At 73.3% G+C, this 22,679-nt stretch carries 27 protein-coding genes and 1 pseudogene; 13 read left to right on the top strand and 15 right to left on the bottom strand.

Annotated elements, in window-relative coordinates:
* Positions 1 to 23: 23 nt before the first annotated feature.
* From AB0F03_RS04365 to AB0F03_RS04325, 9 genes and pseudogenes are all read right to left on the bottom strand, one after another.
* Positions 24 to 197, bottom strand: a complete 174-nt coding sequence (locus tag AB0F03_RS04365) for a hypothetical protein (protein ID WP_361986380.1) — start codon at positions 195 to 197, stop codon at positions 24 to 26.
* Between the two features lie 398 nt (positions 198 to 595).
* Complete coding sequence (locus tag AB0F03_RS04360) at positions 596 to 1,327, bottom strand: FadR/GntR family transcriptional regulator (protein ID WP_361986378.1); 732 nt, start codon at positions 1,325 to 1,327, stop codon at positions 596 to 598.
* 114 nt (positions 1,328 to 1,441) lie between these two features.
* Positions 1,442 to 2,278: an undecaprenyl-diphosphate phosphatase gene (locus tag AB0F03_RS04355; protein ID WP_361986376.1), complete on the bottom strand. Its 837-nt coding sequence runs from the start codon at positions 2,276 to 2,278 to the stop codon at positions 1,442 to 1,444.
* Between the two features lie 76 nt (positions 2,279 to 2,354).
* Positions 2,355 to 2,729, bottom strand: a complete 375-nt coding sequence (gene crcB / locus AB0F03_RS04350; RefSeq protein ID WP_361986374.1) for a fluoride efflux transporter CrcB — start codon at positions 2,727 to 2,729, stop codon at positions 2,355 to 2,357.
* Positions 2,726 to 3,145 carry a DUF190 domain-containing protein gene (locus tag AB0F03_RS04345; protein WP_361986372.1) on the bottom strand — a complete coding sequence of 140 codons (420 nt, stop codon included), beginning with the start codon at positions 3,143 to 3,145 and terminating at the stop codon, positions 2,726 to 2,728. Before AB0F03_RS04345 ends, crcB begins: the two co-directional genes overlap by 4 nt.
* A complete protein-coding gene (locus AB0F03_RS04340) occupies positions 3,142 to 3,603 on the bottom strand; it encodes a CrcB family protein (RefSeq protein WP_361986370.1) in 462 nt (153 codons plus the stop codon). The genes AB0F03_RS04345 and AB0F03_RS04340 overlap by 4 nt, the downstream gene beginning before the upstream one ends.
* A gap of 67 nt (positions 3,604 to 3,670) precedes the next feature.
* The gene (locus tag AB0F03_RS04335) at positions 3,671 to 4,627 is read right to left on the bottom strand and encodes an SMP-30/gluconolactonase/LRE family protein (protein ID WP_361986368.1); all 957 of its coding nucleotides are present in this window, start codon (positions 4,625 to 4,627) and stop codon (positions 3,671 to 3,673) included.
* A gap of 18 nt (positions 4,628 to 4,645) precedes the next feature.
* Positions 4,646 to 4,930: an ArsR family transcriptional regulator gene (locus tag AB0F03_RS04330; protein ID WP_361986366.1), complete on the bottom strand. Its 285-nt coding sequence runs from the start codon at positions 4,928 to 4,930 to the stop codon at positions 4,646 to 4,648.
* A 190-nt stretch (positions 4,931 to 5,120) separates the two neighbouring features.
* Positions 5,121 to 5,461 (bottom strand): annotated as a pseudogene (locus AB0F03_RS04325) (glycosyl hydrolase 53 family protein); the annotation flags it as partial.
* A gap of 63 nt (positions 5,462 to 5,524) precedes the next feature.
* Here AB0F03_RS04325 and AB0F03_RS04320 point away from each other — a divergent pair.
* From AB0F03_RS04320 to AB0F03_RS04310, 3 genes are all read left to right on the top strand, one after another.
* Positions 5,525 to 6,406, top strand: coding sequence for a substrate-binding domain-containing protein (locus tag AB0F03_RS04320; protein WP_361986718.1), 882 nt, complete (start codon positions 5,525 to 5,527; stop codon positions 6,404 to 6,406).
* 145 nt (positions 6,407 to 6,551) lie between these two features.
* A complete protein-coding gene (locus AB0F03_RS04315) occupies positions 6,552 to 6,902 on the top strand; it encodes a VOC family protein (protein ID WP_361986364.1) in 351 nt (116 codons plus the stop codon).
* A gap of 73 nt (positions 6,903 to 6,975) precedes the next feature.
* Entirely contained in the window at positions 6,976 to 7,386 is a 411-nt protein-coding gene (locus AB0F03_RS04310; RefSeq protein ID WP_361986362.1) for a MarR family transcriptional regulator, read from the top strand.
* A gap of 116 nt (positions 7,387 to 7,502) precedes the next feature.
* Here the strand turns inward: AB0F03_RS04310 and AB0F03_RS04305 are convergent, their stop codons facing one another.
* From AB0F03_RS04305 to AB0F03_RS04295, 3 genes are all read right to left on the bottom strand, one after another.
* Positions 7,503 to 7,907 carry an SseB family protein gene (locus AB0F03_RS04305; protein ID WP_356819544.1) on the bottom strand — a complete coding sequence of 135 codons (405 nt, stop codon included), beginning with the start codon at positions 7,905 to 7,907 and terminating at the stop codon, positions 7,503 to 7,505.
* 897 nt (positions 7,908 to 8,804) lie between these two features.
* Complete coding sequence (locus tag AB0F03_RS04300) at positions 8,805 to 9,119, bottom strand: DUF2795 domain-containing protein (protein WP_361986360.1); 315 nt, start codon at positions 9,117 to 9,119, stop codon at positions 8,805 to 8,807.
* A 10-nt stretch (positions 9,120 to 9,129) separates the two neighbouring features.
* Complete coding sequence (locus AB0F03_RS04295) at positions 9,130 to 9,264, bottom strand: hypothetical protein (RefSeq protein ID WP_361986358.1); 135 nt, start codon at positions 9,262 to 9,264, stop codon at positions 9,130 to 9,132.
* A 466-nt stretch (positions 9,265 to 9,730) separates the two neighbouring features.
* Here AB0F03_RS04295 and AB0F03_RS04290 point away from each other — a divergent pair, with 466 nt between their 5' ends.
* Positions 9,731 to 10,582, top strand: a complete 852-nt coding sequence (locus AB0F03_RS04290) for a CAP domain-containing protein (RefSeq protein ID WP_361986356.1) — start codon at positions 9,731 to 9,733, stop codon at positions 10,580 to 10,582.
* 12 nt (positions 10,583 to 10,594) lie between these two features.
* On the opposite strand, the gene AB0F03_RS04285 is transcribed toward AB0F03_RS04290, so the two are convergent.
* A complete protein-coding gene (locus AB0F03_RS04285) occupies positions 10,595 to 12,412 on the bottom strand; it encodes a sigma-70 family RNA polymerase sigma factor (RefSeq protein ID WP_361986354.1) in 1,818 nt (605 codons plus the stop codon).
* 233 nt (positions 12,413 to 12,645) lie between these two features.
* Positions 12,646 to 13,356 (bottom strand): DUF4232 domain-containing protein, encoded by a 711-nt coding sequence (locus AB0F03_RS04280; RefSeq protein ID WP_361986352.1) that lies wholly within the window; start codon positions 13,354 to 13,356, stop codon positions 12,646 to 12,648.
* A gap of 281 nt (positions 13,357 to 13,637) precedes the next feature.
* Here AB0F03_RS04280 and AB0F03_RS04275 point away from each other — a divergent pair, with 281 nt between their 5' ends.
* Positions 13,638 to 14,711, top strand: coding sequence for an NAD(+)/NADH kinase (locus AB0F03_RS04275; protein ID WP_361986350.1), 1,074 nt, complete (start codon positions 13,638 to 13,640; stop codon positions 14,709 to 14,711).
* A gap of 236 nt (positions 14,712 to 14,947) precedes the next feature.
* Positions 14,948 to 15,448, top strand: a complete 501-nt coding sequence (locus AB0F03_RS04270) for a peptidylprolyl isomerase (protein ID WP_361986348.1) — start codon at positions 14,948 to 14,950, stop codon at positions 15,446 to 15,448.
* 67 nt (positions 15,449 to 15,515) lie between these two features.
* Here the strand turns inward: AB0F03_RS04270 and AB0F03_RS04265 are convergent, their stop codons facing one another.
* On the bottom strand, positions 15,516 to 16,295 hold the full coding sequence (locus tag AB0F03_RS04265) for an alpha/beta fold hydrolase (RefSeq protein WP_361986346.1): 780 nt from the start codon (positions 16,293 to 16,295) through the stop codon (positions 15,516 to 15,518).
* Positions 16,296 to 16,478: 183 nt separating this feature from the next.
* Here AB0F03_RS04265 and AB0F03_RS04260 point away from each other — a divergent pair, with 183 nt between their 5' ends.
* The 7 genes from AB0F03_RS04260 (at position 16,479) to AB0F03_RS04230 (ending at position 22,677) form a co-directional block, all read left to right on the top strand.
* Complete coding sequence (locus AB0F03_RS04260; RefSeq protein WP_361986344.1) at positions 16,479 to 17,126, top strand: PAS domain-containing protein; 648 nt, start codon at positions 16,479 to 16,481, stop codon at positions 17,124 to 17,126.
* 10 nt (positions 17,127 to 17,136) lie between these two features.
* Entirely contained in the window at positions 17,137 to 18,303 is a 1,167-nt protein-coding gene (locus tag AB0F03_RS04255) for an alanine racemase (RefSeq protein ID WP_361986343.1), read from the top strand.
* A 53-nt stretch (positions 18,304 to 18,356) separates the two neighbouring features.
* On the top strand, positions 18,357 to 19,325 hold the full coding sequence (locus tag AB0F03_RS04250) for a pyridoxal-phosphate dependent enzyme (protein WP_361986341.1): 969 nt from the start codon (positions 18,357 to 18,359) through the stop codon (positions 19,323 to 19,325).
* Positions 19,326 to 19,504: 179 nt separating this feature from the next.
* Positions 19,505 to 19,765, top strand: coding sequence for a GlsB/YeaQ/YmgE family stress response membrane protein (locus tag AB0F03_RS04245; protein ID WP_361986339.1), 261 nt, complete (start codon positions 19,505 to 19,507; stop codon positions 19,763 to 19,765).
* A gap of 125 nt (positions 19,766 to 19,890) precedes the next feature.
* A complete protein-coding gene (locus tag AB0F03_RS04240) occupies positions 19,891 to 20,133 on the top strand; it encodes an acyl carrier protein (RefSeq protein ID WP_361986337.1) in 243 nt (80 codons plus the stop codon).
* Between the two features lie 98 nt (positions 20,134 to 20,231).
* Positions 20,232 to 21,176 (top strand): Rieske (2Fe-2S) protein, encoded by a 945-nt coding sequence (locus tag AB0F03_RS04235; RefSeq protein WP_361986335.1) that lies wholly within the window; start codon positions 20,232 to 20,234, stop codon positions 21,174 to 21,176.
* Between the two features lie 301 nt (positions 21,177 to 21,477).
* Complete coding sequence (locus tag AB0F03_RS04230) at positions 21,478 to 22,677, top strand: hypothetical protein (RefSeq protein WP_361986333.1); 1,200 nt, start codon at positions 21,478 to 21,480, stop codon at positions 22,675 to 22,677.
* The last annotated feature ends 2 nt before the right edge of the window (positions 22,678 to 22,679 follow it).

Genomic DNA, 22,679 nt, shown 5'->3' with positions numbered 1-22,679 from the left:
GTCGGGGTCGGCCGGTACGCGGGTCACGCGTCGGCGCCGGTGGGGGTGGGGGTGGCGGTGCGGGACACACGGACGCGGATGCCGTGCCGGCCCGCGACCGGTGGCTCGGCGACGGGCGGCGGACCGGGGGTGGTGCGTCCGGCGCCGTCGTCGGCGTTCAGGAGGGCCGGGACGCGCGCGGGGCACGGCCGCCTCACGGCCCGGGTCCGGGGACGGTCAGGCAGCCGGTACGAGGACCGGCCCGGCTCGCCTTTCCAGCCCCGTGGGCCCTGCCGGGTCTGCCGGGTCTGCCGGATGCGCTCATCCGGCGCGCCCAGCCTGGCCTGCCGGATCAGCTCGCCGCCCGGCGTGCCCGGCCAGCTCTTCCGGACCCGCCGAATCCGCTCGGCCGACGTGCCCTTCCGGACCTGCCCGGTCTGCCGGGTCTGCCGTCGGGGCGGCGCCTGACAGATGATGGTGGTGCCCCGGGTCGCGGGGAGGCACGGTCGCCCGGCGCTCGCGGACGGTTCCCGGACCGGGCCGCCGGCGGCGCGGACGGCCGGGGGGCCGGGGAGGGCGGGCGGGAGGCACGTCCCGTCCTCGGGGTGCCGCCCGCTCACGTCCCGGTTCCGTCCGTCGCGGCGGGATCCGCCCGCTGGGGACGCACGATGTCGGTGAGGGTCGTCTCGACGCGGTCCAGGTGGTGGCTCATGGCCGCCACCGCGTCGTGTTCGCTGCCGTCGGCCAGCGCCTCGACGATCGCCCGGTGCTCGCGGTTGGACTGCTCACGGCGCCCGCCCAGCTCGTTGAGGAAGGCCGACTGGCGCGCCAGTGCGTCGCGGATCTCCTCGATGACCCGGCGGAACACCGGGTTCTGGGCGGCCTCCGCCACGGCGAGGTGGAAGACCGTGTCCATGGCGACCCAGGCGGTGGTGTCCGTCTCCCGTTCCATGCGGTCCAGCAGGTGGGTCAGGTGGTCCAGGTTCTCCGGGGTGCGGCGCAGGGCCGCGTATCCGGCGACCGGGATCTCGATGTGGCGGCGCACTTCGAGCAGGTCGCTGGCCGCGTAGTCGCCGAAGGTGGGGTCCTCCACCGCGTTCGCGACGACGAAGGTGCCCTTGCCGGTCCGGGAGACGGTGAGCCCCATCGTCTGGAGGGCGCGCAGCGCCTCGCGCAGCACGGGCCGGGACACTTCCAGGGTGCGGCACAGCTCGGCCTCGGAGGGCAGCTTGTCGCCGATGGCGTAGGCGCCGCGCTCGATGGCGTCGCGGAGGTGGGCGAGGACCGCCTCCATGGCGCTCACACGCCGGGGGCCACGACCACCTGTCTGGCTGTCTGACAGGTCCACGGACCGATCCTGCGGGGTGCGGGCCGAGGCTGTCAAGGGGGCCGGGAAAGCACGGAGCGGGGTGCGCGGCCCGGGGTCGGGCCGCGCATCCCGCCGGGTGACGTGCGTCTCCGGTCAGCCGCTGAGCGTGCCGGTGCCGAGCAGGCCGAGCAGGAGGACGCCGACGACGATCCGGTAGATCACGAAGGCGTTGAAGGAGTGCTTGGCGACGAACTTCAGCAGCCAGGCGATGGAGGCGTAGGCGACCACGAACGACACGACGGTCCCGACGGCCAGCGGGGCCGCGCCCACGCCCGCGCCGAGGGCGTCCTTCAGCTCGTACAGGCCCGCGCCGGTCAGGGCGGGGATGCCGAGGAAGAAGGAGAGCCGGGTGGCGGCGACGCGGTCCAGGTCGAGGATGAGCGCGGTGGACATGGTGGCGCCGGAGCGGGAGAAGCCGGGGAAGAGCAGGGCGAGGATCTGCGAGCAGCCGACCCACATGGCGTCCTTGAAGGACGTGTCGTCCTCGCCGCGCTTGTGCCGGCCCATCTGGTCGGCGGCCCACATCACGCCCGAGCCGGCGATCAGCGAGCCGGCGACCACCCACAGCGAGGCGAGCGGGCCGTCGATCAGCGGCTTCGCGGCCAGGCCCACGACGACGATCGGGACGGTGGCGGCGATGACCCACCAGGCGAACTTGTAGTCGTGGTGGTACCGCTCCTCGCGGTTGGTCAGACCGCGGCCCCAGGCGGAGACGATGCGCCGGATGTCCTTGAAGAAGTACACGAGCACGGCGGCGATGGCGCCGACCTGGATGACTGCGGAGAACCCGACGACGGACTTGTCGTCGACGGGGATGTCCATGAGTCCCTCGACGATCTTGAGGTGGCCGGTCGAGGACACCGGGAGGAACTCGGTCACCCCCTCGACTACCCCGAGGACGACGGCCTGACCGACGGAGATGGCGCTCATGGATTCCAGTTCTGAGGAGAGTTAGGTCGACAGTGCAGTAGACAGTACTGACTCCGCCCGGCCGGGCGACAGGCGCCTAGGCCCACAGGGCATCGGCCAGTGAGACCCCGGTAAGGGCCGCCGCGAGGCCCGCCGTCACGCTGGCGACGACGTTCAGTGCGGCGTAGAGGCCGGATCCGGCCTCGGTCAGCCGCAGGGTCTCGTAGGAGAACGTCGAGTACGTGGTCAGGGCACCGCACAGACCGGTGCCCACCAGAAGCTGCACCGGTTGTCCGGCGGCTCCGGCGGAGACGGCTCCCGTGAGCAGTCCGAGGACCAGGCAGCCGGTCACGTTCACCACGAAGGTGCCCCACGGGAACGGCGAGTCGTGGCGGGCCTGCACGGCGCGGTCGGCGAGATAGCGCAGCGGGGCACCGACGGCGGCCCCCGCGGCGACCAGCAGCCAGTTCACAACGACTCCTTACCCTCCGGGTCCGGGCCCGACGTGTCCGGGCCGGCCGCGCCCGCGGCCGGGCCTCCCCCGCCGGGGCGGGACGCGGACCGGAGGGGGACGATCTCGCACGCCTCCAGGGTCACCAGGGCCTCACCGGTCAGCTCGTCGCGCTGGGGCAGGAACGCCCGGACGCGTTCCTCTGTATCCACGACGACCACCGCGACCGGCAGGTCGTCGCTCAGGGACAGCAGACGGGAGGTGTGGATGCGGGAGGAGGCGCCGAAGCCCACGATGCCCCGGAAGACGCCGGCGCCGCCGAGTCCGGCGGTGTGCGCGCGGTGCACGACCTCGGAGTGGAGCGGCTTGTGGTGCCAGGTGTCGTTCTCGCCGGCGCAGACGGTCAGCCGGAGGGCGCGGTGGGCGGGCGATGTCATCGCTGCCTTACGGTCAGCACGCGGCGGGCGGCGGCCGAGGCCAGCCAGATCGCCGCGAGGGCCGCGCACAGCGTCGCGGCGAGGTAGACGGCTCCGAGGCCGGGGCGGCCGGCATCGGCCAGTCGGCGGATGTCGACCGCGTAGGTGGAGAAGGTGGTGAAGCCACCGAGGACGCCGGTGCCGAGGAACGGCCGCACGAGGCGGTGGGCGGACCACACGTCGGTGACGAGCACCATGAGAACGCCCATGACGGCGCAGCCGGAGACGTTGGTCCACAAGGTCGCCCAGGGGAAGCCGCCCGGGGGCGTGGGCCAGGCGAGGGTGAGGGCGTAGCGGGCCAGCGCGCCGAGCGCCCCGCCGGCCGCCACGACCGCGACGACGGGCACCTGCGTACGCCATTCCGGCCGCCGGCGTGCCGCGGAACGGACGCCGCGGGTCCCGGTGCCCGGCGCTGTCATGCTCGTACGTCTCCTGTTCGGCCCGGTCCCGAGGGGCGGTCACGGCCCGGACCAGGGTACCGCCGCCTCAGCGGGCGGCGGGCCGGGCGCAGACCGCCACACCGGGCTCCAGGAGGCTGCCGAGCACCAGGTGGTCGCGGGTCGCGCACACGCTGGTGACCATGCGGAAGCCGGAGCGCCGGCGGGTGAGGTGGTGGACGGTGCGGCCCCGGTCGTCGACGGCGACGACGCCGACGGTGCCGCTCGGCCGGTACGGCGCGTGGACGGCGGCCCGGGCGGCGCCGCGGCGGACGGCCGGCGGGGTGCGGTGCAGCAGGTCCAGCGGGGGGACGCGGGGGCCGGCCAGGGCGACCCAGACGGGTCCGTCGGGGCCCTCGCGCCAGAGGTTGTCCGGCATGCCGGGGAGGTCGGTGAAGGGGTCGGCGTGTCCGGCGCGGGGGCCGGTGAGCCGGTAGCGGGTCAGGCGGCAGGAGCCGGTCTCGGCGATCATCAGGAAGGAGCCGTCGGCGCTCGGGGCGAGTCCGTTGGCGAACTGGAGGCCCTCCAGCAGGACTTCGGGTTCGCCGCCCGGAGCGAGCCGCAGCAGCCGCCCCGTGCCGGTGTGTTCGACGATGTCGCCGATCCACCGGTCAAGGGGATAGCGGCGGCTGGAGACGGTGAAGTACACGGTGCCGTCGGGCAGGGCGACGGCGTTGCTGGAGAAGCGGAGCCGCTCCCCCGCCACCGAGTCGGCCAGCACGCGGACGGTGCCGTCGTCCGTGCCGACGCGCAGCAGTCCCCGTTCCGCGTCGCACACCAGCAGGTCGCCGTCCGGCAGGAGTTCCAGTCCCAGGGGACGGCCGCCGGTCTCGGCCAGCACCTCCGTGCGGACCGCGTGCGGGTCGCCCGGGTGGTGGACGCGCAGGATGCGCCCGTCCGCCACGCCGGTCAGCACGCGTCCGTGGGGGTCGGCCACGACGTCCTCCGGTCCGCGGGCGCCCAGACGGACGTGGTGGAGCGGGACGAGTGGCGTGGGTCGGTCCATGTGCGGTCGGTCCCTTCTTCACCAGCCCTTTTCGAACATGCGGGCCACCTCGGCGATGCGGATCTCGTCGCGCCGGTAGTACGTGCGGCAGCGGACCCGGCGGGTGCGCAGCACGCCGAGGCGGGTGAGGAGGTCGAGGTGGGCGGTGGCGGTCCGGCGCGGTACGCCCAGTTTGGCGGCGACGGCCCGCGCGGTGACACCGGTGTCGCCGGAGGCGCCGCGGGTGGCGGGGAAGTGGGCCGCCGGGTCCTTGAGCCACTCCAGGATGGTCTGCCGCATCCGGCCCGAGGGAGTTCCCGTCATCCGTTCGCCTCCGCTCCCCGGCCTCCTCCTGCGCAGTGTTCCCACTGTGGCCCGGGGCGACTCCGGCGCGCCCGGGACTCGGCGCCCGTTGTCCGGTACCGGACGGCGGTGTGACCGGGAGCGGTCGTACGCCCCGGCCGGGACGGCGCGGGCCCGGCCGGGGTGTACGACCGGGCCCGCCACGGACGGCTCAGCGGTGGCTGAACCACGACAGGGAGGGAAGCGCCCGGTCGTCGTAGCCGAACAGGGCCTGGTTCTCCCAGCCGTTGCCGGAGGTGGCGTCGGCCGGGTCCCAGCCGTTGCCGTGACGGCGGTCCAGGTCGCCTCCCAGTAGAAGCCCCCGAGGCCCCGGCCGTTCGGCACGGCCTCCACGATGCTCGCCACGTCGTTCATCCACCTGGCCTGGCCGGCCGCGGTCGCCGGGTGGCCGGGGACCAGCTCCGCGGTGGTGTCGATCCGGTTGGTGAGCGGGTCGTCGCTGTCGAGGCGGAAGGGGTAGGCCGTCTCGGCGACGAAGACGGTCCTGCCGTAGTTGGGAGGCCGAACGGCGGTCACTACGTCGGCCCCGCGGCCCAGGAGGCGGTCAACGCCGCGATCCGCAGGACGGGTTGCGTCGTCAACCGGCGCGCCCGTTCGCTGATCACCGGGCGGTCGGACTCGGTCGGCTTTCTGCTGGCCGAGCCGCAGGAGCGGCTCTTCGAGGACCCCAACTTCATTGTGCTGCTGCGTGGTTGCACGCAGGCGCTGGCCGCGCACGACGTCCCGCTGCTGCTGATGCCGGCGGGCACGCAGGACGAACGGCAGCGGATCACGCGGTACATGACGGCCGGGCATGTCGACGGGGTGCTGCTGGTCTCCAGTCACTCCGGTGATCCGGTGGCCGAGGAGCTGCGGGAGGCGGGGGTGCCGCTGGTCGCCTGCGGCAAGCCGATCGGCCTCGGCTGGAAGGTGAGTTATGTGGCCGCCGACGACCGGGACGGGGCCCGGGACATGGTCCGGCACCCGCTGTCGCTGGGCCGCCGCCGGATCGGCGTGGTCACCGGCCCGCCGGACACACCCGGCGGTGTCGAGCGGCTCGCCGGTTACCGGAAGGTCCTCGCCGAGGCGGGCATCGCGGCCGACGAGCGGCTCGTCGTCTCCGGCGACTACAGCCGGGCCAGCGGCGAGGCGGGCGCGGAGCGGCCGCTGGCCCGGACGCCGGACATGGACGCCGTGTTCGTCGCCTTCGACCTGATGGCGCAGGGTGTGCCGGCGGCCCTGCACCGGGCCGGGAAGCGGGTGCCGGACGACATCGCCGTCGCTGGTTTCGACGACTCGCCCGCGGCGACCGCCGCCAGTCCGCCGCTCACCACGATCAGGCAGCCGTGGGACCGGATCAGTGCCGAGACGGTGCGGGTGCTGCTGGCGCAGACAGGCGGTGAGGACCCGGCGGCGGTGATCCTGCCGACGGAGCTGGTCCGGCGCGACTCCGCGTGACGGCCGGCACCCGTCGGCCGTCTCCCGGCCCGGGCGGGGGCCGGCAACCGGTCAGGATCGGAGAAGCCGTGGCGGGGCCTGCGGCCCTACGTTGGGAGCACCGGCGGGAACCCGTCGGACCACGCATCCCGAAGGAGTGAGTCCCATGACCGAGGGTCTCCGGACGATCATCTACCCCGTGCGCGACCTGGACCGCGCCAAGGCCCTCTTCTCCACGCTGCTGGGCGTCGAGCCGTACGCGGACGAGCCCTACTACGTCGGCTACAAGGCCGCCGGGCAGGACGTCGGCCTGGACCCGAACGGACATGCCAAGGGTATGACCGGGCCGGTGCCGTACTGGCACGTCACCGATCTCGCGAAGCGGCTCGCGGCCCTGCTGGACGCCGGCGCGGAACTGCTCCAAGACGCGCAGGACGTCGGCGGCGGCCGGCTGATCGCCTCGGTGAAGGACAGCGACGGCAACCTGGTGGGACTCCTCCAGGACCCGGCCGCCTGAGGCCTGCGAGGGACCGGCCCGGACCGTTAGTTGCACACTCAACAAGTGGCCGGATCGGTGCTACGGTGCCGGTATGGCAGTCAAGACGGCCGAGGCCCGGCTCGAGGAACGCTGGCGGGGCATCCTGACGGTGCACGCGCGCACGATGTGCGAGATCGACCGCGCCCTGCATCCCCACGGTCTGGGCGCCAGCGACTTCGAGGTACTGGACATCCTGGCCGCCGAGTCACCCGCCGAGGGGGACCAGTGCCGGGTGCAGAACCTGGTCGGCCGGGTCCATCTCAGCCAGAGCGCGCTGTCCCGTCTGATCGGGCGGCTGGAGAAGGACGGTCTGGTGGAGCGCTCCGTGTGCGCGGAGGACCGGCGCGGGGTGTGGGTCGCGCTCACCCCCAGGGGCCGCGGGCTGCACGCCCAGGTGCTGCCGCTCCAGCGGGCCGTACTGCGGCGCATGCTCGCCGAGCAGGAGGGTCCGAGCGGCGGCTGAGTCCGTCCGACGGGATCTCCGCGCCCCTTGCGGGCGGCACCACGCCGACAGCCGGTCTACGGCCCTGTCCGGCGCCGGGCGCACCTCGGCGCCCTCCCGGGGGGTCGGGCGCGGGCTCAGCGGACGAGAAGGGTGCGTACTCCCTGCGAGGTGAGGGTCAGTCCGTGGGCGGAGCTGCCGTCGATGGCGAGGGAGAGGTCCTCCTCGGGCCACTGCGAGGCGAGTGCGCCGAGCGGGATCAGGCGGTAGCGGGACACGAACGGCAGCAGCTCGGCCATCTCGCCCTCCGAGGTGAACACCGGGACGATCGGGTCGCCCCCGGGCTGTTCGAGGACGGGCAGCGCCACCGTCGAGGCGTCGACGCCCTCCCCGTTGACCGCGTCGTCCGGGACCGGGACGAGTACCTCACTGTGGGCGAGGGTGTCCAGGGCGGTCTGGTCCTCGGCGTTCACGGCGAGCGCGTCCAGTGCCTGCTGGGCCGGCGTCGGCGTCGGCAGGTCGTCGTGTGCGGGTGTTTCCATGGCAGATCCCCAGGTAGCGGCGGTGTTACGGGCCAGCCGGGCAAGCTGCTGCCCGGGCGTGCTCCGCCTCGCGTACCCGGTGGGGTGCGCGGCATGCGTCGGGACCGACGGGAGGTCGCGGGGCCGGGCGAGCCTGGTGGGCCGCGTGGACGCGGTCATACCTCTCAGTGGACGCGGTCGTGCCTTTCAGGGGCGCGGGGGCGGGGGCACCGGCGAGCGCCGCCGGGCCCGGGGGCGACCGGGTTCCGGCCGGGCGACCGGGGGTGGCAGCCGGGGTCCAGGTCGTGTCCGGCGTTCCGCGGAGCCCTCGTCTTCGTCCTGGGCGGCGCCGGTGTGCGTTCCTGCGCGCGGCCGGTGTGCGTTCCTGCGCGGTGTCCGTTCCTCCGCGATGTCCGTGCCGGCTCGGCCGAGGGGGCGGGGGCGTCAGCTCGACGTGGCCGACGGCGTGCTCGGTCCGGCCTGCGGCAGCATGCCGGGGAGCGGTTCCCGCCGAGGGCCCGACGGGCAGCTCGCCGATGCCGGGCACGGGCAGCGGGAAGCCGAGGGTGGGCCGCGGCCCGCTCACGGTCCGGTCTCCGCGCGCAGGCCGGCGTAGGTGGTGATCCGTATCAGGGGCCGGTCTCCGCGCGCAGGCCGGCGTAGGTGGTGATCCGGATCAGGGGCCGGTACAACTCCATGGTCCGCAGCGCCCTGAGGTGTGGGAGTCGTCGTCCACGCCGGTGCAGGAGTCGCCACGACCAGTTCCTCCGTGCCGGCGTCGGCGGCGGCGAGGGCGGCGGACTGCACGCGGCAGTCGGTCCCGACCCCGGCCAGCACATGAAGGCCGTCCGGGCCGACGCGTTCGGCGAGTGCGGCCACGGGCCGCACCAAGCTGCCACTGGCGTCACCGTGCCCGCTTCAGCGGTCGAACTCCTCATGGATCGGGGTCTTCGGTTCGTCCCGCAGATGCTGCGCGATCCCGGGTCGGCCGGCGTGCCGTGCCTGTGACGCCCGCTGCGCGGTGGCGTGACCGGGGCCGGAGTCCCGGACCGCCCGCGCCACCTCCTCCCGGCCGCCGTACTCCTCGGCGGGAATGCTCCGCAGGGCCATGACCACGTCGTCCGAGGCGCCCGCCTCGCGCGCGGCCGTGAGCAAACGGTCCCTGTCCGCCGGGTAGGACACGTCCTTCAGCGCGTCCAATACCTCGGGGACGCTGGTGTGCGCCGCGCCCATGACGCCTCCCTCACGCGTCGTCCGCGTTCTCGTCGTCCGGGTCCTCCCCCTCCGCCTGGGACGGGGTGGTGCGCGGCGGCTGTTCCGTCTCGGGGCCCTCCTCCTCCGGTTCGCCCTCGGCCTGGGACGGGGTGCTCTCGCTCATCAGGTCTCCTCCCGCACGGGTCGCATATGTGTCACAAGCCCCCGGGTACCCGTACGCCACACCTCCCTCACCTGGCGGCGTTCCCGTTCCGCTGCCGGTGGGCCGGCGCCCGTCCGGCCGGGCAGGGACGAGACATCCATCACAGCGGGTTCGGCCACTAAGCGCTGCGCATAGTAGAAGCCACTCCCGCGACATAAGGGATTTGTCCGGCTTGCCGTGCACACGACCACGTGTCGCGCGGCGCCGCACCGGCCGTCCGGCACCCCACCGCGTTGCCCGCCGCCCACACGCTTCTGACGGGCAGCCACGAACGCGCAAACATCGCTGTCGCGAAGTCAGCATCTCCCGGGCCGCCTGACAAGAGCCGGGCGAACCTACTAGGCGAACTAGTAATAAGGGCTCTTTGCGCTGTCTGTGAAGGCGTCCTGAGAATGAGCGCTCGGCGATCACCGAGTGAGGTTGACGTATGGGACAGCACCGCAAATCGAAGCACTACCGGCGGATAGTCATCACCGCCCTCGCCATCGGCGCCGTGGGCGTACCGTCCGTCGCCCTGGCCTGTTCCGAGTGGCCGTACGGTCCGGACGGGCAGTCGCAAGACGCCGCGACGAGCGTGCCCGTGGGCCAGTGGCAGCACACGCACAGGGATCACCACCGCAACGTCCAGGACGCCGGAGTACCGCAGACCACCCCGCCGCCCGCGCCCCCGGTCACGACCCCTCCGAGCGCCGCGACGAAGACGACGGCCCGTCCGACGGCCCACCCGAGCGCCGCCAAGAGGACCACGGCCCGTCCGACGATCCACCCGAGCCCCACCAAGAGGGCCGCCGCCCACCAGCCCGGGGCGACCACCGCGCCCGGGACGCCAAGGGCCACCCCCGCCGCGCCGGCCTCCGCGGCCCCCGCCGCACCGAGCACCCCGAAGCCCACCGCCACGGCGTCCGGGGTCACCGCCGAGATCGTGCGACTGGTCAACGCCGAGCGGACCAAGGTGGGTTGCCAGGCCCTGACCCTGAACCCGGTGCTGACCAAGGCCGCGCAGGCGCACAGCGCGGACATGGCGGCCCACCAGAACATGTCGCACACCGGTTCCGACGGGTCGGCCCCGGGCGACCGCATCACAGCCGCCGGCTACGCCTGGAGCAGTTACGGCGAGAACGTCGCCTACGGCTACGGCACGGCGGAGCAGGTCATGGCCGGCTGGATGGCCAGCCCGGGCCACCGGGCCAACATCCTCAACTGTTCCTTCCAGGAGATCGGCGTCGGTCTCGCACAGCCCGGCAGCTACTGGACGCAGGACTTCGCCGCCGCCCGGTGAGGGGCGCCGCGGTCACTGCCCGGCGCCGAAGTCCTGGGTCCACCACGGACCGCCCGAGCCGTTGTGGACGCCCACGCCGAGGTTCTTGAACGAGCAGTTGAGGATATTGGCGCGGTGACCGGGGCTGTGCATCCAGGAGTCCATGACGGCCTGCGGGGTCTGCTGGCCCCGGGCGATGTTCTCGCCGTACGTGGACCAGCGGTAGCCGGCCGCGGTGATCCGTTCGCCGGGGCCGGCGCCGTCCGGGTTGGTGTGGTCGAAGAAGCCGCGGGCGGCCATGTCGTCGGAGTGGCCCTGTGCGGCCTTCTCCAGCTGCGCGTCCTCGGTGACCGGACCGCACCCGGCGGCCGACCGCTCCTTGTTCACCAGGGCGACCACCTGTGCCACCGTGCCCGCGGGCGCCGGGGCCGGCGCCGGCTGTGTCCGCGTCGGCGCGGGCCGGGTCGGGCTGGGCGTGACGCGCGCGGTGCGCTGTGCCTCGGGCGTACCGCTCCGGCCGGCCGGACGCGGGCTCTTGGAGGTGCTCGGCTTCTTCGAGTGCGACGCGGACGGTGACGGGGACGCGGACGGCGAGGGCGAGGTCTCGGCGGGGCGCGGGGCCGCCATGTCGACGACGGGAGCGCCCGCGGTGTGCGCGGCGGTGGCGTCCCCGGAGTGCGGCCCGGAGCCGGTGCCGAAGTACCAGAGGCCGCCGCCCGCGACGCAGGCCGCCACCACGGCTCCGCCGACGGCCCTGCGCCGGTTGCGCCGCCGTCGCCGTGCCTCGTCGCGGGCCGTCGTACGCCGGCGAGCGCCCCGGAGCCCGGCCCGGGTGCCCGGGCCGGTACCGCCCGCGCCGCCCGGCTCCGCACCGGCGTCCCCCGCGTCCGAGCCGGCGTCCCCGGCGTACTCGGCGTGCCCCGCGTATCCCGTCCGCCCGGCGTCCGCGGCCGGGTGGGCGGTCGCCGTGTCCGGCACGACGGGTGCGGCCGAGCCGGTCGTGGTCATGCCCGCCGTGGTCATGCCCGCCGTGGTCATCCCGGCCGTGGGCGTGCCGGCCAACACGGACCGTACCGTCGCGAGCAGCGCCGGTGACGCGGCGACCAGCGCCAGTCCGGCCAGCAGCCCCTCCGCGGGCAGCAGGCCGCTCCACAGCCCGCTGCACCGCGCGCAGTCACGGGCGTGCCGGGCTATTCGCTTGCGCCACAGAGCGGACGGCACGCCGTCCCAGGAGCCCAGTACACCGCGCAGTTCCTCACAGGGCGGCCGGGTGTCGAGCGCCCGTACGACCACGCGGGCGGACTCCAGTCTCGCCTTCATCCGCTGCACCCGTACGGCGGTGTGCTGCGGCGGCACGCCCAGTGCTGCGGCGACCTCGGCCCGGGTCAGTTCGCCGGCACACTCCAGCCACCACAGCGACAGCACCTCCCGGTCGTCCGGCTCCAGCCAGCGGGTGGCGCGCGCGGTCTCCTGGCGCTGGCCGGACAGCTGGAGCCGGACGATGGTCAGGTCCACGAAGTCGGCGCCCGGGTCCGCGACGTCGGCGGCCTCCTCGACGGCGCCGGGAGCGAGCTGCCGGTCCTTCCAGTGCGCCCGGACCCGGTTCATCGCGATGGCCACGAGCCAGGAGCGGAAACTCCCGGGGGTCCGCAGGTCGCCGAGCGCGTCGAGGGCGCGGAGCATGGTCTCCTGCACCACGTCGTCGACGTCGACCGACCCGTTCAGGGCCCGGCCCACGATGTTGTACACGAGCGGGAGGTAGGCGCTGACCAGGGCGTCCTGGGCAGCCGGGTCTCCCCCTCGGGCGGCGTCGACCAGCGCCGCCGTGTCCACCGTGTGCTGTGTCCTCATCAGAGCTTCCCTGTCCTCGACGCCGAACGATGCTGTCCGTCAGCTGGGAGACCGCTGGGTGCGGTGCCGATAACAGTTCTTCGGAAAATCGTTCGACGTGAGACTCACAGGGGCGGTGCCACTGCCGCAATGGAGAAGATCACACGACGACGGTGCCCCGGCCCGGCGGAGAGTGGCCGCCGGGCCGGGGCACCGATGAGATCAGGACACCGGTCGGTCGGGTGTCCGCCGGATCAGGAGGGCTTCACCGACGAGACCGCCGTCGCGGTGACCTTGTTGTCGCATTCGGCGAACTGTCCGTCGTCCAGGGCGACCTGGTGCGACCCGGCACCGGGCAGGCCGACCACCAGCGTCGGGAACACGGAGGGCGTCGCGCCGGACACGCAGTACCCGTCTCCCTCACCCTGCACCTGTACGAAGGTCAGCTTCAGCCACGCCTTGCCGCCCGGGGCCACCCGCACGGCGGACGCGGTGCCCTTACGGGTCACCGTCAGCGGGACGGAGTGCTGGGGCGAGCCGTTGGCCGCTCCGGCCACCGTCGGGTGGCCCCGCAGCACGCACGCCTTCGCGGAGACATTCGTGAACTGGACGATCGCCGCGCCGGTGCCGGTGCCGACGGGACGGTGGGCCGCCTGGTACGCCGTCACCTCGAGCGCCTTCGCCGCACAGACCGACGCGGTGGCGGCCGGGGCGGGCACGGCTGACGTCGGGACGGCTGACGCGGACCGGGTGGCGGTCGGGGTCCCGGTGACGGCGGGGCGGGTGGTGGTGGGACGGGCGGTGGCCGGTGCCGTGGCCGAAGTGGCAGTGGTGGAAGAGACCTTGGCGACGGGGGTGGCCGCCGCCGGGGCCGCGCTCGCCGACTGACAGGCGGTCAGCGACAGGGTGGCGGCGACGGCGGCCAGGGCCGCCGCGCTGACGCGGCTGGTGTGTCGGTTCTGCATGGGGTCCCCCGATGTGTGCGGTGTGCGTCCAGGACGACCGGCGCGGCGCCGGTACTCACGTGCACAGACCGGTCGCCGGGGCCCCGGGTTCCCGTGAGCCGGTCCTGTGACACGGCGGTGACGGGATCAGGTCCGGTCCGTCACACCGGCCGGGCCGGACGGGGACGAGACTCGCCACCGTGTCCCGGGCGGCGTGGCGCGCGCCGGGCGGGCCCGGTCCGCGGCGAGGATGGCAGCCGGGGACGAGCCGGCTGGGAGGCGGATGTGCGGGTGTGGCGGGTATGACGGTGAACCGGGTCGGCCTGGTCGTGCACGGCGGGCGCGCCGAGGCGGTGGCCGCCGCACGGGCGGTCCGTGAGTGGTGTGCCGAGCACGCGGTGGGCTGCACCGACATCGACGTGTGGCGGGAGGGCGCGCGGCACAGCGCCCGGGAGGAGGTCGACACCGCGGGCGATCCCGACCTGGTCGTCACCCTGGGCGGTGACGGCACGTTCCTGCGCGGCGCCCGGCTGGCGGCCGAGAACGACGCCATGGTGCTCGGCGTCGACCTGGGCCGCGTCGGCTTCCTGACGGAGGTTCCGGCCACGGCGGTGCGGGCCGCGCTGGACGCCGTACGGGAGCGGCGGATCACCGTAGAGAGCCGGATGCTCCTCACCATGCGGGCGTCGTGCCGGCTGGAGGTGCCGGCGCAGATGGAGGCACTGCTGCGGTACGGCCGAGGGCCGCTGCTGCCCCCGCCCCGGGTGCGGGCGGACTGTACGGCGGGCGGGGACTGGGGGGTGGCGCTCAACGTCACCGCGCTGAACGACGTGGTGGTGGAGAAGCTGGCGCGGGACCGGCAGGTGTCGGTCGGGGTCTATCTGGCCGGCCGGCTCCTGGCCGCCTATTCGGCCGACGCGCTGCTGGTGGCGACGCCCACGGGCTCCACCGCGTACAGCTTCGCCGCGGGCGGCCCGGTGGTCTCGCCCCGGGCGGAGGGGCTCGTCTTCACGCCGGTCGCGCCGCACATGGTGTTCAACCGCTCGGTCGTGGCGGCGCCGGACGAGCCGATCGCGCTGCGGGTGCTCGAACGGTCGGGCCAGGCGGCGGTCAGCATCGACGGCCAGCTGCGTGGCGTGCTGAGCCCCGGGGACTGGATCGGGGTGTATGCCGCGCCGCGCCGGCTGAGGGCGGTCCGGCTGGGTCCGACGGACTTCTACGGGCGGCTGCGCGAGCGCATGAACCTCACCGACGCACCGGCCGCGCTCGCCGACGGGGCCGCGGCGCCGCTGTGGCCGGTGACCACACCACCGCCGGAGGACCTGGCCCACCTGGACATGCCACCGGCGCCCGGCGACGCGCCGTGGCCGTCCTGAACCGCCGTCCGTCCTGAACCGCCGCGCCGTCCGGAGGTGCCGCGGCCGGCACCGGCCCTGACCCGGATGGCCGTTCGACGCCCGGGGCGCTGCCGCGCCGGGTGTGCCCTCTGTGGTCATATATTCCCTGGTGCGCGCGAGGTCCCTGATCGTCGTGGTCCTCGGTCGCACCGGAGAAACGGCCGCCCGGCCGTACCGTACGCGTGGGCAAGCCCCACGGGAACAAGGAGATTGTGATGTCGTCCGTCGAGCTGAACACCAACTTCGGCCGTATCGTGCTGGAGCTCAACGACGCCGAGGCACCCAAGACCGTCGAGAACTTCCTGACGTACGTGCGCAACGGCCACTACGACGGCACGATCTTCCACCGGGTGATCCCCGGCTTCATGGTCCAGGGCGGCGGTTTCACCCCGGACATGTCCCAGAAGCCCGCCCTCGGCGCGATCCAGAACGAGGCCGACAACGGTCTGAAGAACAACGCCTACACGGTGGCGATGGCGCGGACGAGCGACCCGCACTCCGCAACGGCCCAGTTCTTCATCAACGTGTCGGACAACGCCTTCCTCAACTACACGGCGAAGACCCCGAACGGCTGGGGCTACGCCGTGTTCGGCCGGGTCACCGAGGGCCAGGACGTCGTCGACTCCATCAAGGGCGTCAAGACGGGCAGCCGGCAGGGTCACCAGGACGTTCCCGCCGAGCCCGTGGTGATCGAGTCCGCCAAGGTCCTGGGCTGACGCACACCACGCGGGCGGCACCGCTGTGCCGGTGCCGCCTGTGTCGACCCGGGCCGGCCGGCGCCGCTCAGGCCACCGCCCCCGCGGCGGGTCCGAGCCGCCGTAGCGCGGCTTCGACCTCGGCCACTACGGCCTCCTGCTGCGCCACCAGATAGAAGTGGGCGCCGGGAAAGACCCGCAGCTCGAACGCCCCGTCGGTCTCCTCGGCCCAGGTCCGGGCCTCGTCGGGGGTCAGCCGGGGGTCGGCGTCGCCGGTCATCGCGACGACGGGGCAGCTCAGCCGCGGTCCGGGAGCGCGCCTATAGGTCTCCACCGCACGGTAGTCGGCGCGCAGCACGGGCAGGACCATCCGCAGCAGCTCCTCGTCCTCCAGCAGGGCGGCGTCGGTGCCGTCGAGCTTGGTGACCTCCGCGATCAGCTGCGCGTCGTCGCCCTGGTGGACGGTCTCGGTCCGCACCAGGGACGGGCCCCGGCGGCCTGAGGCGAAGAACATCGCGGGGGGCCGCCCGGCGGCCTCTAGGAGCCGGGCCAGTTCGAAGCCGACCATGGCACCCATGCTGTGGCCGAACAGGGCCAGCGGCGTGTCCTGCCCGTCGCCCAGCGCGCGGAACACCCCCTGCGCCAGTTCCTGGATGGAGCCGGCCAGGGGTTCGTCGTAGCGGTCCTGGCGGCCGGGGTACTGCACCGCGCGCACGTCCACGGCGGGCGAGAGCGCCTTGGAGACGGCGAAGTAGAAGCTCGCGGAGCCGCCGGCGTGCGGCAGGCAGAGCAGCCGCGGCGCGCCCGGCGTCGGCCGGTGGAAACTGCGCAGCCACAACTGGTGCTCCGCGGCGAGCCGTTCGGCCATGGGTCCCCCTCGCTGGACGGTGGAACGTGCTGTGCGACACGTGCTCGGACAGACGGTACCCGGGCCGCCGGCTCCCCGTGCGCGACGGCCGGCGCCCGGCGGGCTGGACACCGGCCGGAGGACTTCTTAGCCTTACCGTCCAGAGTTGGACGTCCGGTCGAAGGCCGAGGGGGGAGCGTAGCCGTGGACCACCTCGCGGACAGCGCGGAGGAGGCGGACGAGCACCTCGTCCGCGAGGCCGAGAAGATCGCCGTCGCCCTGGGCCGCATGTTCCCTGGGCTGTGCGAGGTGGTCCTGCACGACCTGAGGACCCCGCGCCACGCGGTCCGGGTGATCGAGAACAGTCTGTCGGGCCGTCAGGTCGGCGACCCGGTCACGGAGTTGGGCCTGGCCCGCATCGCCGACCCGGAGTACCCGAGCGTCCTTCAGAACTACCCCAACCGGTTCCCGGACGGCCGCCCCGCGAAGAGCACGTCCATCGGCATCAGGAACGCGGCCGGCGAGTACATCGCGGCGCTGTGCCTGAACCTCGACGTGTCCGTCCTGTCCCCGGTGACCCTGGCGCTGTCGAACCTCGTGGCCACCGACTCCGGGCACCGTGACGAGCCGCTGGAGACCCTGCGGGACCGCACCGCGCGCGAGCTGCGGCAAGCGGTGGAGGCGCACGCCGCGGAGCGTGCCGCGGCGCCCCGCTCACTGAGCCGGGAGGACAAGAAGACGCTCGTACGACAGCTTCAGCACGACGGCTATTTCGCCTCGCGCGACGCCGCGCGGACCATCGCGGACCTGCTCGGTGTGTCCCGGGCGACTGTCTACAACTACGCGAAGTGAAGGCCCGCCCATGACCGCCGCCCCCTCCCCCGCCACCCCGACCCTGGCCGGTCCCGACACCCCGTTCGCCGTGGTCGACGTCCACCGGACGCGGCGCAACATCGCCCGTCTGCGGGCCAGGGCCGACCGGCTCGGGGTTCCGCTGCGCCCCCATGTGAAGACGGCCAAGAGCCTCGACGCCGCCGCCCTCCTGCACGACGGCGCCCCCGGCCCCGTCACCGTCTCCACCCTCGCCGAGGCCGAGGCCTTCGCCGCCGCCGGCTACACCGACGTCACCTACGCCGTCGGCATCGACCCCCACAAACTCCCGCGCGTCATCGCCCTGTCGCGCCGCGGGGTCACCGTGCGCGTCCTGCTGGACAGCGCCGAGCAGGCGCGGTGCGTCGCGGCGGCGGCGCAGGAGGCCGGCATCGCCGTCCCGGCCCAGATCGAGATCGACTGCGACGGCCACCGCGGCGGACTGAAGCCGGACGCCCCCGAACTCACCGGCATCGGCCGCATCCTGGACGACGCGGGCTGTCTGGACGGCGTCCTGACCCACGCCGGCGAGTCGTACTTCGCCCGCACCGACGGGGAGCGGCGCGTCGCGGCGCGGAACGAACGCGACTGCGCCGTCGCCGCGGCCGGCCGGCTGCGCGCCGACGGTCTGCCCGTACGCACCGTCAGCGTGGGCTCCACCCCCACCGCCCACGCCGCAGACGACCTCGCCGGAGTCACCGAACTGCGCGCCGGCAACTTCGTCTTCTTCGACCTGGTGATGGCGGGCCTCGGCGTGTGCGGCGTCGACGATCTCGCCCTGTCGGTCGTCGTCACCGTCATCGGCCACCGCCCCGAGTACGGCAGGCTCATCACCGACGGCGGCTGGATGGCCATGTCCCGCGACCGCGGCACCGCCGCGCAGGCACGGGACCAGGGCTACGGCCTGGTCGCCGACCTGTCCGGTACGCCGATCCCCGGCCTGGTCATGACCGCCGCGAGCCAGGAGCACGGCACCCTCACCGCCCGTGACGGCGCCCCGCTGCCCGCCCTGCCCGTCGGCACCCGCCTGCGCGTCCTGCCCAACCACGCCTGCGCCACCGCCGCCCAGCACCGGGGCTATCACGTCGTGGACGGCTCCCGGAGCACCGCCGGCGCTCCCGCGATCGAGGCGTTCTGGCCCCGCGTCACCGGCTGGTGAGCTGCCCCCGGCATCACCCGGTCCCCCGCCCCCTCACCACCCAAGGACCCCGCATGGCCGCCGTACCGCCCGTTTCGTTCGACGACGTCCGTGAGGCCGCCGCCCGTCTGAAGGGCATCGCCCACCGCACCCCCGTCCTCACCTCCCGCACCCTGAACTCCCTCGTGGGCGCCGAGGTGTTCATCAAGGCCGAGAACTTCCAGCGGGTCGGTGCCTTCAAGTTCCGCGGCGCCTACAACGCGGCCGCCCAGCTGCCGCCCCGGCAGCTGGCCAAGGGCATCGCGGCCTATTCCTCCGGCAACCATGCCCAGGCCACCGCCCTGGCCGCCCGTGAACTGGGCACCACCGCGGTCATCCTGATGCCCGAGGACGCGCCCCGCTCCAAGCGGGAGGCGACCGCCGGGTACGGGGCGGAGATCGTCACGTACGACCGCTACACGCAGGACCGCACCGCGCTCGGCCACGCCCTGGCCGCGGACCGGGGCCTGGCCCTGATCCCGCCCTACGACGATCCGCACGTCATCGCCGGGCAGGGCACCGCCGCTCTCGAACTCCTGGAGGACACCGGCCCGCTGGACGCCCTCGTGGTGCCCGTGGGAGGCGGCGGCCTGATCGCGGGCAGCGCCACCGCCGCCACGGCACTGCACCCGGGCATCCGGGTCATCGGTGTCGAGCCGGAGGCCGGTGACGACACCAAGCGCTCCCTGGAGAGCGGCGCGCGCGTCACCGTGCCCGTCCCCCGCACCATCGCCGACGGACAGGCACTGGCCACGCCCGGCGCGATCACCTTTCCCCTCAACCAGCGCCTGGTGGACGGCATCGCCCTGGTCAGCGATGCCGAGATCGTCACCGCCATGCGCTTCGCCTTCGAGCGCCTGAAGATCGTTCTCGAACCGAGCGGCGCCACACCGCTGGCCGCCCTTCTGGCCGGCCGCGTCGACAACCCGCCTCCGCGGATCGGTCTGATCGCGTCCGGCGGCAACATCGACACCCGGCGCTTCACCCAACTCCTCACCGCCTGACGGGCGCTGACCGGCCGTGTGCGGGCCGTCGGGCCGACTCCGGCCGTTCCCGCGGTTCCCGTGCCGTCAGCGGGCGAAGGCGTCCTCGCACCAGATGTCTTCGCGATGCGCAGGCGTAAGCCCTCCTTCCAGGGGCACGTGAGGACCAACGGACTTCGTGCACTGTGGAAGGAGAAGTCGTGTCGTTCTTGTGGGCCATCATCGCGGGACTGATCATCGGACTGCTGGCCAAGCTGGTCCTCCCGGGGCGTCAGCCCATCCCGCTCTGGCTGACGGTCATCATGGGTATCATCGGTGCGGTCGCCGGTAACGCGCTCGCCACTGCCTTCGGCGTCGGTGACACCGGCGGCATCGACTGGATCCGCCATATCTTCCAGATAGCCGTCGCAGCTCTCCTCATCGCTTTCGTCACCCCGCTCTGGGCCCGACGACACGCGTGAACCCCCGCGTGAGAAGTCCCCGTCAGCACCCGCTGCCGGGGACTTGCTCATGTACGGGGCGTTTCAGCCTCCGAAACGGTGAAACCCAGCCCTTGTCCCTAAGACGAGACGGACCAGGAGGACTCATGGCGACTGGTGAGACCGGATTCAGTGACGTCGTGTTCGACCTCATCTCCGTGCAGTACCACTCCCTGAAGGCCGGACACGACTACGGCCAGTACGTGCGCGACGCGGAGAACGCGGGCAAGAAGGAGATCGCCGACTTCTTCCGCAGCGTCATGGAGCAGGACTCCGAGCGCGCCGCCCGTTGTCACCGGTTCCTCGCCGAGCTGTCCGGCACGGAGGACGCCGGTCCGGCGGTGACCTGACGGCATACCGCGGCCCGGGCCGGGGGCAGGGAGGAGGCGGCTGCCGGACCGGCAGCCGCCTCCGTTTGCCGTCCGGGCAGCGGGGGACCCGGCCGCCCATGAGCACTTCGCCTCGTCGCCGCGGCCGTTCCCCGCGGCAGAACACATTCCTCCGGCTGCTGGACCGGCTGGAACGGGACCCGCGGGCCGACCGCGTGATCGGCGCCCTGCGCACGGGGACGCGGTCCCTGCCGCTCGGAGCGGCACGGGACGCGCTCCATGGCAGGTGGCTGGGGCACCCCGTGCATCCGCTGATGGTGCAGGTCCCGATCGGCAGCTGGCTGTCCGCCGCGGTGCTGGATCTGCGGCCCGTACGCTCCCCCGGGTCGGCGCTGCTGATCGGCGTCGGGCTGGCCACGGCCGCGCCCGCCGCCCTCGCCGGCGCCGTGGACTGGGCGGAGCTGCACCCCCAGCAGCAGCGCGTCGGTCTGGTGCACGCCCTGGCCAACACGGCGGCCGTCGGCCTGTACGGCGCCTCGCTCGTCCGTCGTCTCCAGGGCCGTGAGGCGGCGGGCCGCGCGTACGGGTTCCTCGGACTGACCGCGGTCGGGCTCGGCGGCGCCCTGGGCGGGCATCTGGCCTATCGCCAGGCCTCGGGCGCCAATCACACGGAAGAGGTTCCGCACGTCGTCACCGAGGGCTGGCACCGCGTCGGCCCCGTCGAGACGTTCCCGCCCGGTCAGGCCGTGCGGCGCAGCGTGGACGACGTCCCCGTGCTGGTCGTACGGGAGGAGGGGGGGACACTGCACGCGCTGGCCGAACGGTGCAGCCATCTCGCCGGGCCGCTGTCGCAGGGCACGGTCGCCGACGGCTGTGTCCGGTGCCCCTGGCACGGCAGCGTCTTCAGGCTCTCGGACGGCCTGAACGTACGCGGTCCCGCCACCGCGCCCCAGCCCGCCTTCGACACGCGGACCGTCGACGGTCACGTCGAGGTGCGGCTGCGCCGGCCGGAGCGGGACCACGGATCACCGGCAGGCCGGCAGGGGGACGGGCGGGAGATCTGACCCGCAGAGGGTATGGGCGCCGACCGCGGCGGGTGACCGGCCCGCCGCGGTCGCGCGTACGGGGTGCGCCGGCCCCCGGGACCGGTGGCGGCACCGCTCGTACACGTGTCGATCCAGTCGTCTCATCCGTCAGCCGCGATGTCACGTCGGCTGGCCCACCTGGGCGAACCATGTGTCACCTGAGCCGCACCGGTGGCTGAAACGCAGCCGTAGCGGCCAGACTCGGTGACGGGCCTGTGGCCCGTGTCCGTGGCGGGGTACCCGCCGGCCCACGACTCGCCCCGCTCTTGGAGGCACCCCCATGACGTTCAACCCACTGGAGCAGCGGGGTATCCCGCTCGACCGCCAGCTGCGCAGCTGGCGTGAGCTGAATGTGCAGCCGATCGACCCCGACCGCTGCGACCCGTACACCCGGTGCCGGATCATCACGATGAACGGGATCGAGGTGGAGGCCATCCTCTTCAGCCACCAGCTCGCCCGTCACACGCCCGACCCGGAGCTGAAGCGGCAGCTGGCGCGGACCCGGTACATCGAGGCGCAGCAGCAGAAGGTGGTCAACTGGCTGCTGCCGGGGGTCTCCTCGGTGCTCGAGACGACGATCGCCTACGAGCAGGTCGCGGTGGACCTGACGGCGTGGGTGGCACGGATGGAGCCCGATCCGTACCTCAAGCAGGCGTACCAGTTCGGTGTGCTGGAGGACTTCGACCACCTGTACCGGTACGCGAACCTGTACGAGATGATCGAGCACCGCAAGGCGGAGTCGATCGTCGACAACCTCACCGAGGTCATGCCGGGCCGTCCCACCCGGTACCACCACCGCGACCCGGTCGACAACGTCCGTGACCCGTACGACAAGAACACGACGAACCCGCTGTCGAAGCTGCACGCGCTGACGATCATGTCGGCGGAACAGCAGACGATGAACTTCTACATGAACACCGGCCCCACCTACATGGAGCCGATCGCCCGGCAGCTCTACCAGGAGATCGGGCTGATCGAGGAGGAGCACGTCACCCACTACGAGTCCCTCGTCGACCCGGGCGAGACCTGGTGGGAGCAGCTGGTCAACCACGAGTACAACGAGTGCTACCTGTACTACTCCTTCATGGAGCAGGAGAGCGACCCCAGGGTGAAGGCGATCTGGGAGCTGCACCTGAACATGGAGCTGGAGCACCTGCACATCGCCTGCGACCTGATGCGCCGCCACGACGGCCGCGACCCGCAGGAGGTGCTGGCTCCGGAGCTGCCCGACGTGCTCACCTTCGAGCCGAACAAGCAGTACCTGCGCGAACTGCTCGACACCCAGATGGACCTGACCACCCTCGGCGCGGGCTACGTCCGCGAGGCCCACGAGCGGTTCGAGAGGATGCAGGAGCGCATCCACGGCGGCGAGGAGCCCCCGAGCGACCGGGTCATGGCCGAGCACGACGCCATGTTCGGCCGCGAGTACCGCGTGCAGTCCGAGGGCGAGCACCCCGACCCCGCCCAGCGCGAGAAGTGAGG

It is taken from the genome of Streptomyces sp. NPDC028722 (genome assembly GCF_040637655.1).
GTDB lineage: Bacteria > Actinomycetota > Actinomycetes > Streptomycetales > Streptomycetaceae > Streptomyces.
The sequence above is the reverse complement of the archived record's forward strand: the minus strand, read 5'-3'. Positions and strand labels throughout refer to the sequence as shown.

Bases quoted from the DNA above. Each gene is read 5' to 3' on its own strand.
- AB0F03_RS04230 (WP_361986333.1), top strand. From the start codon at position 21,478: ATGACGTTCAACCCACTGGAGCAGCGGGGTATCCCGCTCGACCGCCAG.
- AB0F03_RS04295 (WP_361986358.1), bottom strand. From the start codon at position 9,264: ATGAGCGAGAGCACCCCGTCCCAGGCCGAGGGCGAACCGGAGGAGGAG.
- AB0F03_RS04250 (WP_361986341.1), top strand. From the start codon at position 18,357: ATGGCCGCCGTACCGCCCGTTTCGTTCGACGACGTCCGTGAGGCCGCC.
- AB0F03_RS04280 (WP_361986352.1), bottom strand. From the start codon at position 13,356: ATGCAGAACCGACACACCAGCCGCGTCAGCGCGGCGGCCCTGGCCGCC.
- AB0F03_RS04355 (WP_361986376.1), bottom strand. From the start codon at position 2,278: ATGAGCGCCATCTCCGTCGGTCAGGCCGTCGTCCTCGGGGTAGTCGAG.
- AB0F03_RS04300 (WP_361986360.1), bottom strand. From the start codon at position 9,119: ATGGGCGCGGCGCACACCAGCGTCCCCGAGGTATTGGACGCGCTGAAG.
- AB0F03_RS04305 (WP_356819544.1), bottom strand. From the start codon at position 7,907: ATGGAAACACCCGCACACGACGACCTGCCGACGCCGACGCCGGCCCAG.
- AB0F03_RS04275 (WP_361986350.1), top strand. From the start codon at position 13,638: ATGACGGTGAACCGGGTCGGCCTGGTCGTGCACGGCGGGCGCGCCGAG.
- AB0F03_RS04270 (WP_361986348.1), top strand. From the start codon at position 14,948: ATGTCGTCCGTCGAGCTGAACACCAACTTCGGCCGTATCGTGCTGGAG.
- AB0F03_RS04235 (WP_361986335.1), top strand. From the start codon at position 20,232: ATGAGCACTTCGCCTCGTCGCCGCGGCCGTTCCCCGCGGCAGAACACA.
- AB0F03_RS04310 (WP_361986362.1), top strand. From the start codon at position 6,976: ATGGCAGTCAAGACGGCCGAGGCCCGGCTCGAGGAACGCTGGCGGGGC.
- AB0F03_RS04345 (WP_361986372.1), bottom strand. From the start codon at position 3,145: ATGACATCGCCCGCCCACCGCGCCCTCCGGCTGACCGTCTGCGCCGGC.
- AB0F03_RS04340 (WP_361986370.1), bottom strand. From the start codon at position 3,603: ATGACAGCGCCGGGCACCGGGACCCGCGGCGTCCGTTCCGCGGCACGC.
- AB0F03_RS04335 (WP_361986368.1), bottom strand. From the start codon at position 4,627: ATGGACCGACCCACGCCACTCGTCCCGCTCCACCACGTCCGTCTGGGC.
- AB0F03_RS04290 (WP_361986356.1), top strand. From the start codon at position 9,731: ATGGGACAGCACCGCAAATCGAAGCACTACCGGCGGATAGTCATCACC.
- AB0F03_RS04265 (WP_361986346.1), bottom strand. From the start codon at position 16,295: ATGGCCGAACGGCTCGCCGCGGAGCACCAGTTGTGGCTGCGCAGTTTC.
- AB0F03_RS04315 (WP_361986364.1), top strand. From the start codon at position 6,552: ATGACCGAGGGTCTCCGGACGATCATCTACCCCGTGCGCGACCTGGAC.
- AB0F03_RS04240 (WP_361986337.1), top strand. From the start codon at position 19,891: ATGGCGACTGGTGAGACCGGATTCAGTGACGTCGTGTTCGACCTCATC.
- AB0F03_RS04255 (WP_361986343.1), top strand. From the start codon at position 17,137: ATGACCGCCGCCCCCTCCCCCGCCACCCCGACCCTGGCCGGTCCCGAC.
- AB0F03_RS04285 (WP_361986354.1), bottom strand. From the start codon at position 12,412: ATGAGGACACAGCACACGGTGGACACGGCGGCGCTGGTCGACGCCGCC.
- AB0F03_RS04330 (WP_361986366.1), bottom strand. From the start codon at position 4,930: ATGACGGGAACTCCCTCGGGCCGGATGCGGCAGACCATCCTGGAGTGG.